At 46.9% G+C, this 22,031-nt stretch carries 18 protein-coding genes; 13 read left to right on the forward strand and 5 right to left on the reverse strand.

Annotated elements, in window-relative coordinates; translation table 11 throughout:
- Window positions 1-7 precede the first annotated feature (7 nt).
- Entirely contained in the window at window positions 8-1,285 is a 1,278-nt protein-coding gene (locus tag DB398_RS02010) for a sigma-54 interaction domain-containing protein (protein ID WP_108422711.1), read from the reverse strand.
- Window positions 1,286-1,288: 3 nt separating this feature from the next.
- Window positions 1,289-2,752: a tRNA (N6-isopentenyl adenosine(37)-C2)-methylthiotransferase MiaB gene (miaB, locus tag DB398_RS02015; RefSeq protein WP_108422712.1), complete on the reverse strand. Its 1,464-nt coding sequence runs from the start codon at window positions 2,750-2,752 to the stop codon at window positions 1,289-1,291.
- A gap of 129 nt (window positions 2,753-2,881) precedes the next feature.
- Between miaB and DB398_RS18505 the strand changes: the two genes are divergently transcribed.
- The 10 genes from DB398_RS18505 (at window position 2,882) to DB398_RS02060 (ending at window position 14,766) form a co-directional block, all read left to right on the forward strand.
- Window positions 2,882-3,271, forward strand: coding sequence for a hypothetical protein (locus DB398_RS18505; protein ID WP_234415988.1), 390 nt, complete (start codon window positions 2,882-2,884; stop codon window positions 3,269-3,271).
- Complete coding sequence (locus tag DB398_RS18510) at window positions 3,268-3,609, forward strand: hypothetical protein (RefSeq protein WP_234415990.1); 342 nt, start codon at window positions 3,268-3,270, stop codon at window positions 3,607-3,609. The genes DB398_RS18505 and DB398_RS18510 overlap by 4 nt, the downstream gene beginning before the upstream one ends.
- Before the next feature lie 67 nt (window positions 3,610-3,676).
- A complete protein-coding gene (locus DB398_RS02025; RefSeq protein WP_108422713.1) occupies window positions 3,677-4,930 on the forward strand; it encodes an LVIVD repeat-containing protein in 1,254 nt (417 codons plus the stop codon).
- 120 nt (window positions 4,931-5,050) lie between these two features.
- Entirely contained in the window at window positions 5,051-7,528 is a 2,478-nt protein-coding gene (topA, locus tag DB398_RS02030) for a type I DNA topoisomerase (RefSeq protein WP_108422714.1), read from the forward strand.
- Window position 7,529: 1 nt separating this feature from the next.
- Window positions 7,530-8,687 carry a formimidoylglutamase gene (locus DB398_RS02035; protein WP_108422715.1) on the forward strand — a complete coding sequence of 386 codons (1,158 nt, stop codon included), beginning with the start codon at window positions 7,530-7,532 and terminating at the stop codon, window positions 8,685-8,687.
- 124 nt (window positions 8,688-8,811) lie between these two features.
- The gene (gene porK / locus DB398_RS02040; protein WP_108422716.1) at window positions 8,812-10,191 is read left to right on the forward strand and encodes a T9SS ring complex lipoprotein PorK/GldK; all 1,380 of its coding nucleotides are present in this window, start codon (window positions 8,812-8,814) and stop codon (window positions 10,189-10,191) included.
- A gap of 98 nt (window positions 10,192-10,289) precedes the next feature.
- Window positions 10,290-10,946: a type IX secretion system motor protein PorL/GldL gene (gene porL, locus DB398_RS02045; RefSeq protein WP_072875662.1), complete on the forward strand. Its 657-nt coding sequence runs from the start codon at window positions 10,290-10,292 to the stop codon at window positions 10,944-10,946.
- A 65-nt stretch (window positions 10,947-11,011) separates the two neighbouring features.
- Window positions 11,012-12,592 carry a type IX secretion system motor protein PorM/GldM gene (gene porM, locus DB398_RS02050; RefSeq protein WP_108422717.1) on the forward strand — a complete coding sequence of 527 codons (1,581 nt, stop codon included), beginning with the start codon at window positions 11,012-11,014 and terminating at the stop codon, window positions 12,590-12,592.
- A 19-nt stretch (window positions 12,593-12,611) separates the two neighbouring features.
- A complete protein-coding gene (porN, locus tag DB398_RS02055; protein WP_108422718.1) occupies window positions 12,612-13,514 on the forward strand; it encodes a type IX secretion system ring subunit PorN/GldN in 903 nt (300 codons plus the stop codon).
- 196 nt (window positions 13,515-13,710) lie between these two features.
- Window positions 13,711-14,766, forward strand: a complete 1,056-nt coding sequence (locus DB398_RS02060) for an NAD(P)/FAD-dependent oxidoreductase (protein WP_108422719.1) — start codon at window positions 13,711-13,713, stop codon at window positions 14,764-14,766.
- On the opposite strand, the gene DB398_RS02065 is transcribed toward DB398_RS02060, so the two are convergent.
- Window positions 14,763-15,164: a DUF983 domain-containing protein gene (locus DB398_RS02065; protein ID WP_108422720.1), complete on the reverse strand. Its 402-nt coding sequence runs from the start codon at window positions 15,162-15,164 to the stop codon at window positions 14,763-14,765. The two genes, DB398_RS02060 and DB398_RS02065, sit on opposite strands and share 4 nt — an antisense overlap.
- A 66-nt stretch (window positions 15,165-15,230) precedes the next feature.
- Here DB398_RS02065 and DB398_RS02070 point away from each other — a divergent pair, with 66 nt between their 5' ends.
- From DB398_RS02070 to DB398_RS02080, 3 genes are all read left to right on the forward strand, one after another.
- Window positions 15,231-17,144: an ABC-F family ATP-binding cassette domain-containing protein gene (locus DB398_RS02070; RefSeq protein WP_108422721.1), complete on the forward strand. Its 1,914-nt coding sequence runs from the start codon at window positions 15,231-15,233 to the stop codon at window positions 17,142-17,144.
- 137 nt (window positions 17,145-17,281) lie between these two features.
- Window positions 17,282-18,166, forward strand: a complete 885-nt coding sequence (locus tag DB398_RS02075) for a leucine-rich repeat domain-containing protein (RefSeq protein ID WP_108422722.1) — start codon at window positions 17,282-17,284, stop codon at window positions 18,164-18,166.
- A 115-nt stretch (window positions 18,167-18,281) separates the two neighbouring features.
- Window positions 18,282-18,464 (forward strand): CPXCG motif-containing cysteine-rich protein, encoded by a 183-nt coding sequence (locus tag DB398_RS02080; protein WP_108422723.1) that lies wholly within the window; start codon window positions 18,282-18,284, stop codon window positions 18,462-18,464.
- Between the two features lie 108 nt (window positions 18,465-18,572).
- Here the strand turns inward: DB398_RS02080 and DB398_RS02085 are convergent, their stop codons facing one another.
- Together DB398_RS02085 and DB398_RS02090 are read right to left on the reverse strand one after the other, a co-directional pair.
- Entirely contained in the window at window positions 18,573-19,682 is a 1,110-nt protein-coding gene (locus DB398_RS02085; RefSeq protein WP_234415991.1) for a glycoside hydrolase family 16 protein, read from the reverse strand.
- Between the two features lie 149 nt (window positions 19,683-19,831).
- Complete coding sequence (locus DB398_RS02090; protein ID WP_108422725.1) at window positions 19,832-22,015, reverse strand: hypothetical protein; 2,184 nt, start codon at window positions 22,013-22,015, stop codon at window positions 19,832-19,834.
- Window positions 22,016-22,031: the final 16 nt, after the last annotated feature.

Here is a 22,031-nt window from a genome sequence, read left to right on the forward strand (position 1 = left end):
CATCAAATTAAAGATCGTACTGTTTGATCTTTCGGTACAAGGTCCGTTCCGAAATGCCCAACTCGGAAGCTGCGGCCTTTCGTTTGCCCCTGTTCCGCTCCAGCGATTTTTTGATGAGCTCTATTTCTTTTTCCTGTAAAGATAGGGTTTCTTCCTCTTGGATCTCTTCGGCAAAGTGGTATCGGTCCTCCTGCGGCGGTTGCACCGACGGCTGCATTTTTCCCTCTACAATGGGTTCGGGCAAATGAAGCACTTCTGCCATGGCCTCTTCCTCGTGTTCGATGTCTTCCTCAGGTTTCCCGTAGATCTTGCGGATCAGGTTTTCATTTTCCTTCTGGACCTTTTTGGAATCGTTTTCCTTGAGGAGTTCCAAGGTGAGTTTTTTGAGGTCGTTCAGGTCGCCCTTCATATCGAATAGCACCTTGTAAAGGATTTCACGTTCATTGCTGAAATCACTTTCTTTTTTGGTCTGGCCTACCACGGCGGGCAGATTGGAGCCAATGGCATCGGGAAGATAGCTTTTCAAGGTGGCCGCGGAGATGGTCCTGTTTTCCTCCAGTACCGAAATCTGCTCGGCGATGTTCCGCAATTGCCTGATGTTCCCTGGCCAGCGGTATTTCAACAGTAGATGGACGGCATCGTCCTCCAGACGTATGGTGGGCATTTTGTATTTCTGTCCAAAATCCGAAGCAAATTTCCGGAACAGCAAATGGATGTCCTCCTGCCGTTCGCGGAGCGGGGGAATGTTGATTTCCACCGTGCTCAATCTATAGTAAAGGTCTTCCCTGAACTTTTCCTTTTCAATGGCCTCGAACATGTTCACGTTGGTGGCCGCCACGATACGGACATTGGTCTTTTGCACTTGGGAGGATCCCACTTTCAGGAATTCCCCGTTTTCCAGCACACGGAGCAAACGCACCTGGGTGGTGAGGGGAAGTTCTCCCACTTCATCCAAGAAGATGGTTCCGCCATCGGCCACTTCAAAATACCCGCTTCGGGTCTGCGTGGCTCCGGTGAAGGCTCCTTTTTCGTGACCAAAAAGCTCACTGTCTATGGTGCCCTCGGGGATGGCCCCACAGTTCACGGCAATGTATTTGGCGTGCTTGCGGTGCGATAGGGAATGGATGATCTTGGGAATGGCTTCCTTTCCGACCCCACTTTCTCCCGTGACCAGGACCGAAATGTCGGTCGGGGCCACTTGGATGGATTTTTCTATGGCACGGTTGAGCTTTATGTCATTACCGATAAGCTCGAACCGTTGTTTTATGGATTGTACGCTCTCCATATATTAATTGTTCTTTGAGTATGCAATGGCCTCGCCGATCAAGGTGGCAGAGGTACATTCATTGATCTTTACGTTTACAAAATCGCCCACTTTGTAGTGTTCCTTTGGAAAGACCACCACGGTGTTCTGCGAGTTTCGGCCCATCCAGTGGTCGTTGGATTTTTTGGAGGTTCCCTCGATGAGTACTTCCTCGGTCCTGCCCAAATGCTCTTGCGTGCGATAATGACTGTGCCTTTGTTGTGCGTCGATGATTTCCGTTAGACGCCTTTTCTTGGTCTCTTCGGGAACGTCATCCTCCATTTTACGCTCGGCCAAGGTTCCGGGTCTTTCGGAATAGGCGAACATAAAGCCAAAATCGTATTTGACATATTCCATCAAACTCAAGGTATCCTGATGGTCTTCCTCCGTTTCCGTTGGGAAACCGGTGATCATATCCTGACTGATGGCGCAATCGGGAATGATTTTTTTGATGTTATCGATGAGTTCAAAATATTCCTCGCGGGTATGCAGGCGGTTCATGGCCTTCAAGATCCTGTTGCTGCCACTCTGTACGGGCAGGTGGATGTATTTGCAGATATTTTCATATTTGGCCATGGTCTCGATCACGTCCAAGGTCATGTCCTGCGGATTGGAGGTGGAGAAACGGATACGCATTTTGGGCTGTGCCTGGGCCACCAGTTCCAAAAGTTTGGAAAAGTTCACAGATGTTGCCTTTTGCATTTCCGATGCCTTTTCAAAATCCTTCTTCAAACCGCCACCATACCAAAGGTAACTGTCCACGTTTTGTCCCAGAAGGGTAATTTCCTTAAACCCTCTTTCCCAAAGATCGTTCACTTCTTCCAAAATGGATTGGGGGTCACGGCTGCGTTCCCTGCCACGGGTAAACGGCACTACACAGAAGGTGCACATGTTGTCGCACCCACGGGTGATGGACACAAAAGCGGTGATGCCATTGGAGTTCAGCCGGACAGGGGCCACATCCCCATAGGTTTCGTCCTTGGAAAGAATGACGTTCACGGCATTACGGCCCTCATCGATTTCCTGGATGAGGTTGGGCAGGTCCTTGTAGGCATCAGGGCCCACGACCATATCCACAATTTTTTCTTCTTCAAGGAACTTGCTTTTCAAGCGTTCGGCCATACAGCCCAACACCCCTACTTTCATTCCGGGGTTGGTCCTTTTTACGGCATTGAACTTTTCCAGACGCTTGCGCACGGTCTGTTCTGCTTTTTCACGGATGGAACAGGTGTTCACGAGTACCAGATCGGCCTCCTCCAATATCTGTGTGGTGTTGAACCCCTCGTTGGCCAGAATGGACGCCACGATCTCACTATCGGAAAAGTTCATCTGACAGCCATAACTCTCAATATAGAGCTTTCGGGTGTTCTTTTCGTCCTTCTCCATAGCCAAGGTGCTTCCCTGTTGGCTTTCGTCTATTATTTTCGCTACGCTTTCGTCCTTGATCATATTACTGTAATGGGGTGCAAAGATAGTGCTTATTCCATTTTAGTGACAATATGGCAGTATTTTTTAGGATTATATTGTGGATTCGGGAGTTAATAGTACCTTGAACAAAATAACATAACCAGTGCCAATATGGATTTTACCCATGTATCCCAACGTATTAGTGAAAGTGTCCCAACTGAGTTTGGGAGTGTGTTCAACCGATCCGTGGAGCTCTTCAAAAAAGTGTGGTTGCAGGGGTTCCTTACCTTGCTATTGACTTTTTTGACCATGATCCCCTTTTATATTTTGATCTACGCGCCCATGCTGGCCATGGGAATCTCGGACCCCGAAGCTTTTGAGCATAATGGGATGCCACCGATGTTTGTGGGTATCATGATTTTGGTAATGCCCGTTTTTTCCATTGGGGTGATGGTCATCGGTCTTTGTTTGAACGCCGCTTTCTTGCGCATTTGTCGAAAATACGACATGGATGAAATGGGCAGGGACGATTATTTTTCTATTTCAAAAAGCCCTATTTGATCAAGGCTCTGGTCCTTTCCTTGTTGATGTTCGGGTTGTCCCTCCTAGGATTGCTGGCCTGTGGTCTGGGCATCATCTATTTGGTGGTCCCCATGTCCCTTTTTCCTGCTTTTTTTGCTTTTGATCGGGAGCTGACGGCCATGGAAATTGTCAAATCAGGATTTGCGCTGGGCAATAAAAACTGGCTCATCATATTTGCCTTGGTGATCGTGGGGGGACTGATTGCCCAATTGGGGGTCATTCTCTGTTTGGTGGGTGTTTTCTTTACGGCGATGTTTTCCAAGATTCCCATTTACTACATATATAAGGATGCCATCGGGCTGTCCATGGATGCTTGAAATTTCATCAAAAGTTGACGCAACTTTTTAGAAAGTTCCCATCTATAAGGTTAAAATACCGACTATTATGAAAAAGAAAATCCTTCTATTGCCATTTATGGCCTTACTGTTGTTGGTGTCCTGTACCGATGACGATTCCAGTGATAAATACGCCGACTATATTGTGGCCCGTCCTTTGGTGATGACCAAGGCGGAATTTGCCAACAGTGTTGACATCATTGCGCCCAGACCCATTGAAGAATCGGGGAAGGTCTACACCTATGAAGACTACATTTTTGTGAACGACAAGTACCAAGGAATCCATGTGATCGATAACCGTAATCCAAAACAGCCTGTAAAAATTGGATTTATCAATATTCCCGGCAATGTGGACATTTCGGTGAAGGACGATTATCTTTTTGCGGACAGCTTGGCGGATCTGATAGTCGTCGATATTTCCGACATCGACAACATTACGTTGGTGAACCGCTTGGAAAACGTATTGCAAGGAGGCATGATGTTCCCTTTTGAGGCCAACATCATAGAGGATGTGGGATATGACTACCAAAATGATGTTATTGTGGGATGGACGACCACTACGGAAAGAATGTTGATTTCCGAAGCTGAAAAACGCGGTTGGGGCTTTTTAACCACTGATACGTTCGCCATGGAATCCGCAAGTGGGGGCACCACAGGCCAAGGAGGGTCGCTCGCAAGGTTCAAGATCGTGGAAGATTACCTATATGCCGTGGACAGCCATAACATCAATGTGTTCAATATCTCCGATATGGACAATCCACAGGCCTTGGAAGATGTATATGCAGGGTTTGATATAGAGACCATTTTTTACAATGGCAGTTACCTTTTCTTGGGCAGTATGCGGGGAATGTATATATATGACATCACCGATCCTGCCGCACCTTCCAAGGTTTCCGAGTTTGAGCATGGCACCGCCTGCGACCCGGTCGTGGTGGATGGCGATTATGCCTATGTGACCTTGCGCGGGGGCAATTGGTGCGGGGCCACCGAGAGCGGATTGTTCATTGTGGACATTTCGGACATTACAAACCCTGAGTTGGCGGTACAGTACCCTATGGATGGCCCCTACGGCTTGGGCATCAGGGAAGAAAAACTTTTTGTCTGTGATGGATCTTCCGGTCTGAAGGTCTATGACAAGACCGATATCAATGACCTGAAAGAGCTGAACCATTTTGAGGACATCGTCACGTACGACGTCATTCCATTGGAAAACCATTTGATCATGGTAGGGGACGACATCTTGTATCAATATGAGTATCTGGACGGGGGCATCAAGCTCATCAGTCAGATAGGGCTCAACTAAAAAAAAGCACAAAAACCAAGTCAAATATCCCGTTTTCAGCGGGATATTTTTTTGATATGGGTCCTATAAAAACCCAAAATCGAAAAATTGATATACTTTTGTTAGGACAAAAACCAGTGCATGCCAAAGAATTTAGTTATTGTAGAGTCCCCCGCAAAGGCAAAGACCATTGAACGATTTCTAGGAAAAGAATACCAGGTCGAATCAAGTTTTGGGCACATTGTGGACCTCCCCTCAAAAGAACTTGGGGTAGATGTGGAAAACGATTTCAAACCAAAATATACCGTTGACAAGGAGAAAAAGGCCTTGGTGAAAAAACTCAAGGACCTCGCCCAAAAGGCCGATACCATATGGCTCGCCAGTGATGAGGACCGGGAGGGAGAGGCCATTTCGTGGCACTTGGCGGAAGAGTTGAAACTGGACAAGAGCAAGACCAAACGTATTGTGTTCAACTCCATCACCAAATCAGCGATCCAAAAAGCCATAGAGAATCCGAGGGACATCGACTATAACTTGGTGAATGCACAACAGGCGCGAAGGGTCTTGGACAGGTTGGTGGGCTATGAGCTTTCGCCCGTATTGTGGAAAAAGATAAAACCGGGACTTTCCGCAGGTAGGGTCCAGTCCGTTGCGGTGCGGTTGATCGTGGAAAGAGATCGGGAGATAGAAGGTTTTACCCCAGAGGCATCGTTCCGGATAAAGGCTGAATTCAAGACCGATGGCGGCAATGTGTTTTCCGCCAGAATGAACAAAGCTTTCCCGACCAAGGCGGAGGCCGAAAGCTTCCTCAAACAAAACATCGGTGCAGATTTTTCAGTGGCCGATCTGGACAAAAAACCGGCAAAAAAATCCCCGGCAGCACCATTCACCACTTCTACCTTGCAACAGGAAGCCTCGCGTAAACTCTATTTTTCCGTTAGCCGTACCATGCAGGTGGCGCAACGACTTTACGAGGCGGGTCTGATCACCTACATGAGAACGGACAGCGTGAACCTTTCCAATGAAGCATTGAGCGCAGCCAAGGAAGCCATTGTCCAAAACTATGGTGAGAACTATAGTCAAACAAGAAACTTTACGGGCAAGGCCAAAGGGGCGCAAGAAGCCCACGAGGCCATTCGCCCAACCGATATGAAATTGCAGTCCCCTTCCTTGGAAAGGGACCAATCCAAACTCTACGAACTGATCTGGAAACGGACCCTGGCCTCCCAAATGAGCGATGCACAGTTGGAACGCACCAATGTAAAGATCAAGGCCAGCACCCACCAAGAGGAATTTACCGCCAATGGTGAAGTGGTCAAGTTCGATGGGTTCCTTAAAGTATATCTGGAAGGCACCGATGATGAAGAGGGAGCGGAAGAGCAGGAAGGAATGTTGCCGGCCATGAACGTGGGCGAGGCACTACAGAATGTTTTTATCTCCGCCACGGAACGCTTTACCAGACCTCCCTATCGCTATACGGAGGCCTCCTTGGTGAAAAAGTTGGAAGAACTGGGCATTGGTAGACCATCTACCTATGCGCCTACGATCTCTACCATCCAGAACAGGGGCTATGTGGAGAAAGGAAGTGTTGAGGGCACGGAGCGGAAATACTTCCAACTGGTTTTGGAAAAAGGAAAGGTCGTAGAGGAACAACTTACCGAGATGGTGGGTTCGGACAAGGGAAAACTGGTCCCCACCGATATAGGAATGATCGTGAACGACTTTTTGGTGAGCAATTTCACCAAGATATTGGATTACAATTTCACGGCACAAGTGGAGGAGGATTTTGATGAGATCGCTACCGGCGAAGAGGACTGGCAGCAAATGATGAAAAATTTCTATAAGGATTTCCATCCCAATGTGTTGGAGGTTGAGGAAAATGCCGAAAGGGCCAGCGGGGAACGCATCTTGGGCGTAGATCCGAAATCGGGCAGGCAGGTTGCCGCCAGATTGGGCCGTTTTGGACCCATGGTACAGATAGGCACAGTGGATGAAGAGGAAAAGCCGCTGTTTGCCAGTTTGCTTCCCGATCAGTCCATTGGCACCATCACTTTTGAAGAGGCGATGGAACTCTTCCAGTTGCCCAGGCAATTGGGGGAATACCAAGGGGAGGAAATCGAGGCGAACGTGGGTCGGTATGGCCCATATGTCAGGTTCGGGAAAAAGTTCATCTCCTTGGATGCGGGCGAAAGTGCCTTTGATGTGGATCTTGCACGTGCCATAGAGCTCATCAAGGAGAAGGAAAAAGCGGATGCACCCATCGCATCATACGAAGGCAAGGAAGTCACCAAGGGCAAGGGCAGGTTCGGCCCCTTCATCAAATGGGACGGTATGTTCATCAATGTGAACAAAAAATACGATTTTGACCATCTTTCCCAATCCGATATAGAGGAACTCATCGAGGACAAAAAGAAAAAAGAGGCCGAAAAAGTGGTCCAGGAGTGGCCGGAGGAGAAAATCAGGATAGAAAAGGCCAGATGGGGAAGGCACAACATCTTGAAAGGAAAGATCAAAGTGGAGCTTTCCAAGGATGTGGATGCCTCAAAGATCACTTTGGAAGAGGCAAAGGCCCTTTTGGAAAAGAAATCACCTAAGAAAAAAGCCAAGGCAAAGAAATAATATGGCGTTCGATTTTTTGGTTCCCGTAAAGGACAGGGTGTTGGCACATATGGAACTGCTGCCCCAACAGGCCATCGGCAAGAACATCCACATGCATACAGAAAAGGACGGACTTCCCGTGTTCGCCCATGCCGATGTGGCCATCTTTGGCGTATTGGAATCAAGGAACGCATTTGAAAAAAAACCGGAAAAATTGGATGTGGACGAAGTGCGCATCCAACTCTACCGCCTCATGATGGGCAACTGGAACTCCACCATCATAGACATCGGGGACGTGGAAGAAGGCGATAGTGTGGAGGACACCTATTTTGTGGTCAAAGAGATTGTGGCGGGCCTGCTGGAGGAAAACATCATACCTATTATAATTGGATGTACCCAGGACATCACCTACCCAACCTATCGTGCCTTTGACAAGATCAAGGACATGGTGAACCTTGTGGCCATAGACAGCCGTTTTGATTTTGGAGAGGACGAGGAACTCATTTCCTCACATTCCTACATGAGCAAGATCATTACGGACAAGCCCAACAATCTTTTCAATTTTTCCAATATAGGGTACCAGAGCTATTTCAATGCGCAGGAAGAGATTGATCTGATGGAACGTCTTTTCTTTGATGCCTACAGATTGGGCGAGATTGCCGCGAACATAGAACTGGCAGAGCCCATATTGCGCAGTAGCGATATCGTGAGCTTGGACCTTAGGGCCATACGTGCCAGCGAGATGGGACTGTCCAAGAACTTTTCCCCCAACGGGTTCACCGGAAGGGAAATATGTGCCATAGCCCGGTATGCCGGGATAAGCGATAGGGTCTCCCTGTTCGGGATCTACGAAGGGGAGAACTCCAACCAGGCCTTTCAGATGATTGCCCAGATCATCTGGTATTTTATAGAAGGGTTATCCTTTAGGATAAAGGAACAGCCCAGCTCAAAGAGCGAAGACTTCACAAAATTCACCGTACCCACGGACACGGAAGAGCTTATCTTCTACAAGAGCCACGTGACCGAACGCTGGTGGGTAGAGGTACCATCAATTTTGGGCGAGCATACTAAAACAAATTCGGTGGCGTTATTACCATGCACCGAAGGGGACTATTTGGATGCTTGCAACCAAAACATTCCCGAAAGGTGGTTCAAAGCCTATAGAAAGGGCTTTCACTAAACAAATTAAATTTTTACGCATTAATTGTTCTTGCACAATAATTTATTCAAAAATTAGTTTTGAGAGTAATGAAATTGTGTATCACAGTTTATAATCTTGAATCGAAAGTAATTTAACCTAAAGTATGAGAAAGCTATTCTTTTCATCCATGGCGCTTGTTTTTTTGCTCACCAGTTGTGGGTCCAAATCGAGCTCGAAAGGTGAACTAGTTGGGGTCAGTGGAAAAAAATGGCATCCAGAGAAGCCCTATGGCATGGAACTGATCCCGCGCGGCGCCTTTGTAATGGGAAAGGCCGAAGAGGATCAGGCAAAAGTGTTGAACGCCCCCACAAGAACCGTCACCGTGCGTTCTTTCTACATGGATGATACGGAAATCACCAATAGTGAGTACCGACAGTTTGTGGAGTGGGTAAAGGATTCCATAGTCAGAACCAGATTGGCCATTTTGGCCGATGAACTTGGAATCGGACCAGAAGATGAAGGTATTGGGGAATTTGCCTTTAAAGATACCGATACCACCGAACTTTCCGTGTATGACAAGTATATGCTTGACAACTACGCAGGATTGGGCGATACCGGTTATGAAGGAAGGGCATTGAACAAGGATGTGGACCTGGTATGGGACACTTCCGAATATCCTGACGAGTACTATGCAGAAGTGATGGACTCCCTTTATATTCCAGAAGAGGAAAGCTATAACGGTTTGAGGACCATCGATGTCACCAAATTGAAATACAAGTACAGCTGGATGGACATCGAGGCCGCTGCAAGGGCCAAGTCCGGAAGAAGAAAGGATTTCATCAGGCACGAAGAATTTGAAATATACCCTGATACCACGGTTTGGATCAAGGATTTTGAATACTCCTACAACGAGCCCATGCACAACGACTATTTCTGGCACGATGCCTACAGCGATTACCCTGTTGTGGGTGTGAACTGGATGCAGGCCAAGGCCTTCTGTAACTGGAGGACCAAGTTCAAGAACGATGACCAAAAATCCCGTGGCAAGCAGTTTGTGAACCAGTTCAGGTTGCCTACCGAAGCGGAGTGGGAATATGCCGCAAGAGGTGGAATCGAAGGAGGAACCTATCCTTGGGGTGGACCATACGTAATCAGTGATACGGGTTGTTTTATGGCCAACTTCAAGCCACAACGAGGCGATTACGCAGCAGATGCGGCCCTATATACCGTAGAGGCCAAATCCTTCGAGCCAAACGAGTACAACCTGTACAACATGGCCGGAAACGTATCTGAGTGGACCAACTCCAGCTTTGATCAGAACGCCTACGAATATGTGTCCACCATGAACCCCAACATCGGTTCGGGACAAAACCAAAGAAAGGTGATCCGCGGAGGATCTTGGAAAGATGTCGCATACTTCCTTCAGGTAAGTACCAGGGACTATGAGTACCAAGATTCGGCCAGAAGCTATATCGGGTTCAGAACGGTCCAGGATTATATGGGCGAAGAGGACTCCACTAGAGGCCAAGGATTGCCGGATTAATTGAAAAAATGAAAAAAGAAAACAGAGAACATTATATAAATAAGCTTAGTTAGTAACCAAATACTTATTATTTATATAACTTAATTAAAACTAGAATTATGGCACAGTCAAAATCAACAAAAAAATTGTTTAACATGGCCTACGGGCTTGGAGCATCGGTAGTAATCATCGGTGCATTGTTCAAGATCCTTCACTGGGAGTTTGGACCACTTACCGGTGGACTTCTTCTTGCAGTTGGACTTATTACCGAAGCATTGATCTTCGCCATCAGTGCATTTGAACCAGTGGACGACGAATACGATTGGTCTTTGGTATACCCAGAATTGGCCGGTGGTCAACAGAGCGTATCCAAAAAACAGGATGCCAAGGATGCCAAAGAGGCTGAAGGAATCCTTTCCAGAAAATTGGATGAGCTTTTGAAAGAAGCCAATATCGATGCCAACCTATTCTCTAGCTTGGGTGAAAGCATCAAGAGTTTTGAAGGTGCTGCCAAAAATATCGCTCCTACAACAGATGCCATCCAGCACACCAAGAAATACTCTGAAGAGTTGTCACATGCCGCTGCACAAATGGAATCTTTGAACAGCTTGTACAAAGTTCAGTTGGAAAGTGCTAGCCGTCAAGCCTCCATCAACGAGGAAGTGGTACAGAATGCAGGTGCATTGAAAGACCAAATGGAATCTTTGGCAACCAACCTTTCTTCATTGAACGGAGTTTACGGAGGTATGCTATCCGCCATGGGAAGCAGAAACTAATTAGAGACAAATTAGTCGAAACCAAACCCAGATCAAATTAATTTTTAAAATCTAATTAGAAAAACATGGCAGGAGGAAAACAAACACCACGTCAGAAGATGATCAACCTAATGTATTTGATCTTCATCGCGATGTTGGCCCTTAACATGAGCAAGGAAGTACTTGCGGCTTTCGGTCTAATGAACGAAAAGCTGGAGACTTCCAATGCAAAAACAACAGAAAACAACTTGGCATTCTTGGGCAGCCTGGAAACAAAGGCTTCCGAAAACGAAGCGGAATATGGAGCGCTGTACCAGAATGCACAACAAGTAAAGCAACTTTCGGATACGTACTACAACTATCTGGAAGAATTGAAAAAAGGAATGACCGCCGATTTGGAAAACCCAAAGGATTATGTGGTCATGGACAAGTCCGATTATCTAGATCAGAAATTCTTCCAAGGGGACAATTTGGGCCCAGAAGGAAAGGAGTTCATGAAGCAGATCAACGATTATCGTGAAGGAGTGATCAACGCTTTGCCAGAAGGTAAATTCACCTCTGTGAAAGAAGCTGTAAAAGTTCGTTTTGCTACCAGTGATGGTAAAAAAGACGACGGTAAAGTAGAAAAAAGGGACGGTACCCGTCAAGATTGGATCAACTACCACTACGAAGGATTCCCATTGGTAGCTTCTTTGACCAAGTTGACCCAATTGCAAGCAGATATCAAGACCACAGAACAAGAAGTGTTGAAAAACCTTTTGGAAGGTAACTTGACCGCTGCGGTATCCTTGACCAACTTTGCAAGTTCATTGTCCGCTCCTAAAACGGCTTATTATTCAGGTGAAAAATACGATGGTAAGCTTATCGTGAGCAAAACCGACAAGACGTCCACTCCGGTGAAAGCCGAATTGACCTTGGACGGAAGACCAATGGCTGAGGGCAAGGACTACGAGCTTGAAGCAGGAGGTATCAAAATGCTGATCAGTGCAGGAACCCCAGGTGACCACACCATTAAAGGGACCATGTACTTCATGCAGGATGGAAAAGAGGTGCCAGTTGAAGTGGACAACACTTTCGCTACCATCTCCATGCCCAATGCTGCTGTGATCTCTGCAGACAAGATGAACGTGGTATACCGCGGTGTGGCCAACCCAATGACCATCTCCATTCCTGGTATTCCTGACAATAAAGTAACAGCTTCAGCTCCTGGTTTGAGCAGAAGAAGTGGTAGCAACTACATCATGAACCCTGGAACAGGAAGGGAAGTGACCATTACAGCATCCGGTACCTTGCCTGATGGTAAAGGTATCCGTACCTCCACTGAGTTCCGTATCAAGGACATTCCAAGACCTAGCGGAACTGTTCGTGGTGAGGCTGGAAGCGTGAAAATGCCAAGGAAGAACTTGGAAATTTCTACAGTAAGCGCCATGTTGGAAGACTTTGATTTTGATTTGAACCTTTCAGTGAGCCAGTTCAGTTTCAAAGTACCAGGTCAGCCTACTGTGGTTGTTAACGGAAATAAATTGGATGATAGGGCCAAATCTGTTCTAAGCAGGGCAGGTAGAGGAGAAAGCATCCAGATATTTGATATCCAAGCTTATATCACCAATAACAAGAGCTACAAGTTGAAAAAAGTATCTCCTGTAGTGGTAGAGCTTACAAACTAAAAAAAGTATACAAGTTATCATGAATTGGAAAAATGCATTACTAATCGGATTGTTGGGCGTACTGCCCGTATCAATGATGGCACAGGCAAACATTTTGAATGCCAAACTGCCCAGTGATATTGGTAAAAAGACCCAAGCTCAAATTGAGCAGGACGCCGATGCCCCATTGAAATACGGATATGTGGATGATAGGGATATCCTTTGGTCCAAGACCGTATGGGAAATCGTTGACCTGGACGAGCGCGTCAACTTTCCATTGTACTACCCAACCGATACCATAGGTATTGGGGCAGACAGAAGGTCGCTGTACGACGTTTTGATGAAGAATATCAGAAACGGCAAGCTGACAGAGGTTTACACAGATTCTTACTTTACCGAAAAGAGGAAACTGGAAGATCTATCTGCGACCTTGAGTAAAGTGGATACCACTGACCTCGGATACGAGCAAATGAATGCCGGAGAGCGCATTTCCCCAGAGTTCATCAACCAAAGGGACCTGACCGCTGCCGACATCGAAGAATACCGTATCAAAGGAATCTGGTATTTCGACAAACGCCAGGGAGAACTGAAGTTCCGTCTATTGGGGATTGCACCCGTTGCACCCGATGTTAACTTCATAGATGACGAATCCATGGATCCAGGGGAGAACAAAGTGGAATTGTTCTGGGTGTGGTATCCTGCTGCAAGGCAGATCCTACACGAAGCGAAGGTGTACAACCAACGCAACTCAGCAAGGCCCATCTCCTTTGATATGCTTTTGAACGCAAGACGTTTCAACGGTGTGATCTACAAAGAGGAGAACGTCCATGAAGACCGTAAGATAGACGAGTATATCTTCGATAATGCATTGTTCCAGCTCTTGGAAGCCCAGAGGATCAAAGAGACCATCAGGGACAGGGAGCAGGATATGTGGGCCTATTAATGACGCTTAGCTTTGAAAGCCTTTGGGCGTATCAAAGTTGTAAGCGGAATTAATCCCGATGAAAATCGGTACCTCACAAACACAAATTTCCAATTCAATATCAAATTACGCCGCAATGATCATTGCGGCGTTTTTTTTTGTGCCATTGTGGATGGAAGTTTGGTCACAATACAACACAGATGGTTAATTTTGTCCCATGTTGGACTATATAGTTGTCGGTATCGGGTTGGCAGGAATCTCGTTTTGCGAGACCCTCGAAAAACATGGAAAGACCTTCAAGGTCATATCGGATGGGTCCCAAAGGGCATCCCAAGTGGCCGGGGGACTCTACAATCCGGTCATCTTAAAGCGTTTTACCATGGCCTGGAAGGCCAAGCTCTTGATGGAACAGGCCATGCCCTTCTATAAAGGTCTGGAGAAGAAGCTGGGCGTCACACTGGACCATAAGCTCCCCGTATTGCGCAAGTTTGCATCCATAGAGGAACAGAATCTATGGTTTGAAGCCTTGGACCGACCGGGATTGGACCATTTTCTTTCCTCAGCGATCCTTCAGAACAACAATCCAAACCTGGATGCCCCCTTCGGGCTGGGAGAGGTCAAACACACCGGAAGGGTGGACACGGCCACTCTGGTGGAATCCTATAAAACGTATTTGGAAAGCAAAGGGATGCTGGAAATGGAATCCTTTGACTTTTCCAACTTCGAACATTGGGAAGACCACGTTCAGTATCAATCGATGACCGCCAAGCGCATTGTTTTTGCATGTGGCTATGGCCTTACGAACGACCCATTTTTTGGGTATTTGCCCTTGAACGGGACAAAAGGGGAACTGTTGATTATCAAAGCTCCCGATTATAAGGAGAGCAGCGTTATCAAATCATCCGTTTTCACCATTCCGTTGGGAGAGGATCATTACATGCTCGGGGCCACCTACAAATGGAAGGACAAGACCAATGAGCCCACCGACGAATCCAAAAATGAGCTGTTGGACAAGTTGGGGACATTTCTGAAATGTGATTTTGAAATAGTGGACCATGTAGCCGGAATCCGGCCCACGGTGGTCGACAGAAGGCCATTGGTAGGCCAGCATCCAACCCACAAAAATCTCTATGTGCTGAACGGTTTCGGTTCCAGAGGTGTGCTCATAGCGCCCTATGCATCCGGACAGCTGTTCAATGCCATAGAAAAAGGAATTCCGTTGGACCCGGAGATGGACATCCAAAGGTTCACCAAAAAATACTATTCCACCTAACTTTTCACGGCATGATGCTGCTTGGCCGAAGTCGCATCATATTTGATGAAGAAATTGATCCAGATATTTCGGGATAACCGGATGATCACGGGCATAAAAACAATCAATGTGCCCACGATCGCAATAAAGCTATTGACCAAGTTGGTGCCTATGAAAAGGTAGGATATCACAAAGGCGGCAACGGCAAAGGCAATCCCCACCCCATAGCTCACATACATGGAACCATAAAAGAAAGATGGCTCAATCTTGTACTTGGTGCCACAATGGGAACAACGTTCGTGCATCTTGAAAATTTGGGAAAGGGCATACGGATTAGGGTTCACATACATGCTTTCTTCATGGCACTTAGGACAACTTCCTGTTAAAATGCTGTAGATTTTGGTTCCTTTTTTTAACATTTGCACCGATTTTTAAGCAAAAATACGCATTAAGCCACTTTTGCTATGTAATTCAGGTCACATAAAATGATAAATGTCCATAATCTTTCCGTAGCCTTTGGAGGCGAATATCTTTTTGAAGAAATCTCATTTCGCCTGAATGGCGGTGACAGGGTAGGCCTCATTGGAAAGAACGGTGCGGGAAAATCCACATTGCTCAAATTGCTCGCCAAGGAAATGCCTTTGGATGGGGGTACCATGGCCACGGAAAAGGAAATAAAAGTAGGGTTTTTGAAACAGGACATCGATTTTGATCTCGGAAGGACCGTTTTGGAAGAATCCTATCAGGCATTTTCGGAGATAAAGGCACTGGAGCAGAAATTGGACCTGATCAACACCGGTCTGGCAGAGCGGACCGATTATGAAAGTGAGGGCTATCACCAACTGATGGTGGACCTGAACGATGTCACCCACCACTACGAAATTCTTGGAGGGTACAATTACCAAGGCGATACGGAGAAAGTTTTGCTCGGACTCGGTTTCAAAAGGGAAGACTTCAACAAATTGACCGATACTTTTTCGGGCGGATGGCGTATGCGTATCGAACTGGCCAAACTCCTGTTGCAAAGCAATGATGTGTTGCTGCTGGATGAGCCTACCAACCACTTGGATATTGAATCCATCATTTGGTTGGAACAGTTCCTGAACAATTATTCAGGAGCAGTGGTGATTGTTTCCCACGATAAGATGTTCCTCGACAACGTCACCAACCGTACCATAGAGATCTCATTGGGAAGGATCTATGATTACAATAAACCGTACACCAAGTTCCTCGAACTCAGAAAAGAGATCAAGGAGCAGCAGCTCAGCGCCCAAAAGAACCAGGAAAAACAGATACAACAGACCGAAAGGCTGATAGAGAAGTTCCGTGCCAAGGCCAGCAAGGCGTCCATGGCGCAATCGCTGATCAAAAAACTGGACAAGATAGAACGGATAGAGGTGGACGAAGAGGACAACGGCGTAATGAACCTAAGGTTCCCCGTGTCCGTGACCCCCGGTAAAGTAGTGGCCGAGCTGGAAAGCCTATCCAAGAGCTATGGAAAAAAGCAGGTGTTGCAAAATATTGACCTGTTGGTGGAGCGCGGCAGTAAGACCGCATTTGTTGGGCAGAACGGACAGGGAAAGACCACCTTGGCGAAGATCATGGTGGGCGAACTGGAGCACGAAGGGAACATAAAGATGGGCCACAACGTGCAGCTGGGCTATTTTGCACAGAACCAGGCCGAATATCTGGATGGCAGCAAGACCATTTTGGATACCATGACCGATGCTGCCAATGAAAGTAACCGGAGCAAGGTCCGGGACATCCTCGGCTCATTTCTGTTCAGGGGCGACGATGTGGACAAATATGTGAAAGTCCTCTCCGGAGGGGAGCGGAACCGGTTGGCCTTGGCCAAAATGCTCCTTCAGCCCTTCAATGTGCTGGTGATGGACGAACCTACCAACCACTTGGACATCAAATCCAAAAATGTCCTGAAACAGGCCCTGCAGAGCTTTGAGGGGACCTTGGTACTCGTTTCGCACGACCGGGATTTTCTCCAAGGGCTCACGGACAGGGTGTATGAGTTCAAGGACGGGGGCATCAAGGAGTATCTCGGGGATATCGATTTTTACTTGGAGCAGCGCAAGGTGGACGACTTTAGGAAAATCGAAAAAAGGGATACCCGCATTGAGGAAAAGGCACCTGCCGAAACCAAGGAGGCGGATTACCATATCCAGAAGAAGCAAAAATCCCTCAAGAACAGATTGAGCGGAGTGGAGAAGAAAATAGCCCAACTGGAAAAAGAGATTGCCGACATAGACCACAAACTTTTGATGGACTACGATGCCACCGTTGCCAAACCCACATTTTTTGAAGGATATCAAGGTAAGAAAAAACAACTGGAGCAATTGATGGAAGAGTGGGAAGACATTTCCCACGAGCTGGAATCATTGGATTGATCTACTGACTTTTGGGTTTACACCACTTATTTGAACAGATTCGCAACAATCAAAGTCCCATTTGCCGATTATATTTGTAGGTTTTTTCATCTTTCCCTTACTTTGTAGGTAAATTCTGTGTACTAAATAAGTAATTCATGATTCGATTGGCCATTTTCTTCGTATTCATGACTTCCTTTGTAGGAATGTCATTTGCAAAGGGTCAAGTTCCCCAAAGTGAAAAAGATGCTCTTGTTGGCTTATATAATGCCACAAACGGGAGCGAATGGAAGGTCTCTTGGGACCTGAATGCCCCAGTGGACACCTGGAAGGGTGTTGAGGTCAAGGATGGTCATGTTGTAGGAATCAACCTCTTCATGAACAATTTGAACGGAGTATTGCCCGAAGGAATGGGCAAACTGAAGCACCTGACGCATTTGAACTTGGCTTTCAACAACATAACCGGTGTTTTGCCCAAAGACATCATAAAACTGGAAAAACTCAAGGTATTCCGGTTGGAGATGAACAGGATAAAAGGTTCGCTTCCCGAAGGAATTGGCAGCATGCAACAATTGGAGGTGTTTTCGATGTTCAACAACTTTTTGACCGGTTCCATCCCCCACGGTTTTGGGTCGCTCAAAAATCTAAAGGAACTCAATCTGTCCAGTAACAACCTCGAGGGAAGTATCCCAAATACCATAGGAAACCTTACCAAATTGGAAGTTTTGGGCTTTTTTGAGAACAAGCTGCATGGGGAAATCCCGGCTGAAATAGGCAAATTGGGCCAGTTGAAGGAACTTGTATTGGCCAACAATCAATTGGATGGTGAAATTCCAGTGGAATTTGGACAACTTGCCAGCCTACAGATCTTACAACTACAGAACAACAGATTCAATGCCTACACGGGTCTTGAACAAATGAATACAGGCCAACTTCTGGTCTTCGACTCTGATAATAAAGCCTTGAATCCTAAGTTCAACCAAATTCAAATGGAACGCACAAGAATGGCGGACACCAAGTTTGAGGACGATAACGAAAATTGAGTAGTTAGTTTATTACTTTAGTTTGTTTGGTTTGGGGATACAAAGTATCCCCTTTTTTGTGGATCATATTTTGCAATGGCCCATATATTTGCAGGCACAGAAACCATGACCCCCTATGGATGAACATTTTTTCCAATGCCCCTATTGTTGGGAAGAGATTTCCTTTCTTTTGGACAGTTCGGTACGCCAACAGACGTATGTGGAGGACTGTGAGGTCTGTTGCAATCCCATAGAAGTGTCCTTGACCTTTGAAGATCAGGAGCTCATTACCTTTGAGGCCCGCGAACTTGGGCAATAGAAAGGGCCGAAACCCTTAGGTCCGGCCCTTTCCGTGAGTGACACCCTATTGCCACAATTATGATTTCATCCAATCGATGGTAGCAACACCATGGTCGCCCCATAAAACTTATTGGTATATCCTTACATAATCAATTTCAAAAGTACCTTCAGAGAATGAATCCGGTACATCCCCACCCAAATTGCCACCCATGGCGATATTTAGGATCAAGTAATGTTCCTTGTTGAAGGGTTTGTTGGGAGCATTGGCGAACTCATAGACCAAATTGCCATCCACATAGGTTTTGATGCTTCCGCTGTTCCATTCCATCGAATACACGTGGAACTCAGTCGAAGCATTGGCAACGGGGCCTTCACCGCCTTCATCATTATACACTTGGGTGTTCAGGTCGCCCCAATGGAAATGGGAGATGATACTGTTCTTGTCCCATCCGGTCTGTTCCATAATGTCGATTTCACCACACAAAGGCCAGCCCAAGGTTCCATACTGATCACCAAAATAGTTTCCTGTTTCATTGGAATCGGCGCCCAAGGTCCAAATGGCAGGCCATGTGCCCGCGCCACTCGGAAGTTTGGCCCGTACTTCCACACGACCATAGGTAAACGCATGCTTGGCGTTCAATCTGGCCGAAGTATAGGATTTGGTGGAACCGTTATAGGTGTATTCTTCCTTTAGGGCCTTGATTTTGAGGGTGCCGTCGCTCACAAAAGAGTTTTCAGGTCTTGCAGTGTAGTGTTGCAATTCCCCGTTATGCCAACTGCCATTGTCCGGTGGAATGATCTGATGGTGCCATTTTTCCGTGTCAGGAGCACCGGCATCATCAAACTCATCCGAAAAGACCAGGGCGGCAAATTCCTCATCGGACCTGTATACTTCAACGGCCACGGTTTGGTTGACGAACTCTCCTGTTGCCGAGTAGGCCCAGACGGCAATGTTGTAGGAGTGGACCCCATCTCTGGAGAAAGTATATTCCATGCTGCCGGTTTGGCTCTCCAGTTGATCGCCACTTTCAAAGCGGAAGGCATACCGAGTGGCATTTGTGGCCGTAGCCGAAACCTGTACGGTTCCAGAACCGTTTCCGTTCGGGTTGGCATCGTTGGCCCCGACTAGGGTCACATTGACTACCAAATCGGTAGGGGCTCCGCCTGTTTCAGAATCGCTGGAACTGCACGACAATGCAAAGGCCAGGGTCAATAAGGATATGTTGAATAAATTCATTTTTACTTTTTGAAGAATACGTGTTTTGTTCTTTTTTTTCATGGCAATTTGCTTAGGAGGTCGGCCCCCGTCTTTTAAAACGGGAGCCTATCCATTAACTAAACTAACTCAAATCATCCAGTAGAATGGATGCATCTTTATTTTTTTGGTTATTTGTGAAAATATACATTGTCCACAAACAAGGTCATGGATCCTGCAGGCATGCCTGCATAGATCAATTGGGCAATGTTGGCTTTAGTGGTCAATCCTGTAAAGTCCGTAAGCGGGATATCCAGTGAAATCCAAGTGTATTGCTCGGGATTTTCAATGGAGATCTCATGTTCCACATCATCGCCGCCACCGTCGAAGGCCCCGTTGGCCCCAAAATCGACCAGTTTGATCCTGATCTGGGTGGCATCGGCTGTCCAGATATCGGTGTGGAAATGGGTCATTTCCGTGGCATCGATTTGATTGGCCACGGTCTCTATTCCCACAAAGTTCAATCCACTGTACTTTTTCACGTCGTCACCGTCAACCGTAACATCTTCCAAGGTGGCCACGGACCAATCCGTTCTCCAAGTGTCCACGGGGACATTGGTGTAGGCATTGCTGAACATGGAAATTACATCCGCCTCGGGAACCGTTGGTGCAGTAGCTGCGGCCGAAGGCTCGGTTGGGGGTGGTGTGAAGAAATAAATGTTGTCCAAAAAGATGGTGCCATTGCCGTCAAATTTTAGTTGGATTACATCGGTCAAATCGACAACACTTGAGAATTCCGTCAAGGGAATGTCCACACTGACCCATTCACCATTGGAAATGTCAAAGGCGTAAGGGGTTTCTGCTGGCCCAGTGCTTATGAGCGACAAATTAAGACTTGAAGAATCAGCAGTCCAGTAATCCACATGGACCATGGTCATTCCAGATACATCTAATGGAGAAGCGAATTGGGTTCCTTGGTAGTTCAGGTTTTCATACTTCAAGGTGCTGTTGCCCGCTATGTCCACTTGGGAAACAAGGGTGGACTGGCCCCAATTGGGGTTGAAGTCTGTTCCGGCAACATCCGTGTAGGCATCGCTGAACACGGAGATGACACTGGCTTCTGGAACAGTAGGTGTCGGTGCCCCGGATATGGGCTCAGTGGAGACTCCTGCTTCATCATAGAAATACACATTGTCAACAAATATGGTATTCTGTTTGGACGGTGCACCCACAAAGATCAATTGTGCGATGTTGGCCCGAGTAGTCAATCCGGCGAAATCCGAAAGGGGGATGCTCAGGCTTACCCATTCTTCCTGTGCTGGATTTTCGATCACGATTTCGTGTTCCACATCGTCACCTCCACCAAACGCAGCATCTGCGCCAAAATCGACCAATTTTATCCTGAATTCTGTGGCGTCGGCAGTCCATATATCCGTGTGGAAATGGGTCATGTCCGTGGCGTCGATTTGGTTGGATACGGTCTCAGCACCTACAAAGCTCAGCGCACTGTATTTTTTAACGGCATTGCCTTCAATGGTGATGTCTTCCAATGTGGCATCGGACCAATCGGTCCTCCAGGTATCCACGGGAACATTGGTATAGGCATCACTGAAAAGGGATATGACCTCCAATGGATCTACGGTGGGTGCAGGCGCCGGACTTGTCGGTTCCCCTGTTTCCCCTGGTTCTTCGGTGGTTCCACCTTCACTCATGACAATATCGTCAAAGTAGTGGGTGGTGGCAGCACCTTTGTCCCCGTTGAAGTTGAAAAATAGGACCAATCGGTCAAATTTGTCGGTATCGCTGGGGGAGAAGGCAAAGGAGAGTTCTTCCCATTCGTTGGCCACAGTGGTAATGGACTGCACTTCCTTGGAAATGGAGCCATCTGCACTGTCCTCAAACTTCAAGAGTACGTTCTGGTCGGCGGCAGGGGAATACACCTTGATCTTGATGGTCTGCAATTCCGAAAAATCCACCTTGCTGGCCAAATCAAAGAAGAAGCCGGCCCAAGGTTCCACACCTTCGGTCTGGTTGTATTCCACCACTCTTTCTGAAGTGTTTATGCCGGAAGGGTCTGGGTTTTCGATATAGTTTACCGTGAACGAACCGTCCTTTTCACCAAAAAAGGTGACTTCGGGACCGCCACATTCAAAATCGATGCCGTCGGCAATTTCGGGCACAATGGTGGAAAATACGCAATCCCCTCCTGGTTCAGGCTCAGGTTCGGATGGTGGTTTCACATAAGCGGATGGGGGAGGCAAATCGTCCTCGTTTTCACAAGAAATTAGGACTGCCAAAGTTCCCAATACAAGGAGCAGTGATAGGAACTGTAGTCTTGGACTTGGTCTGTTCCCGTTATTTTTAAACTTGTTCATTTCTTCAATGTTTTAG

The sequence above is a fragment of the Flagellimonas amoyensis genome (genome assembly GCF_003058265.1).
Classification (GTDB): Bacteria; Bacteroidota; Bacteroidia; order Flavobacteriales; family Flavobacteriaceae; genus Flagellimonas; species Flagellimonas amoyensis.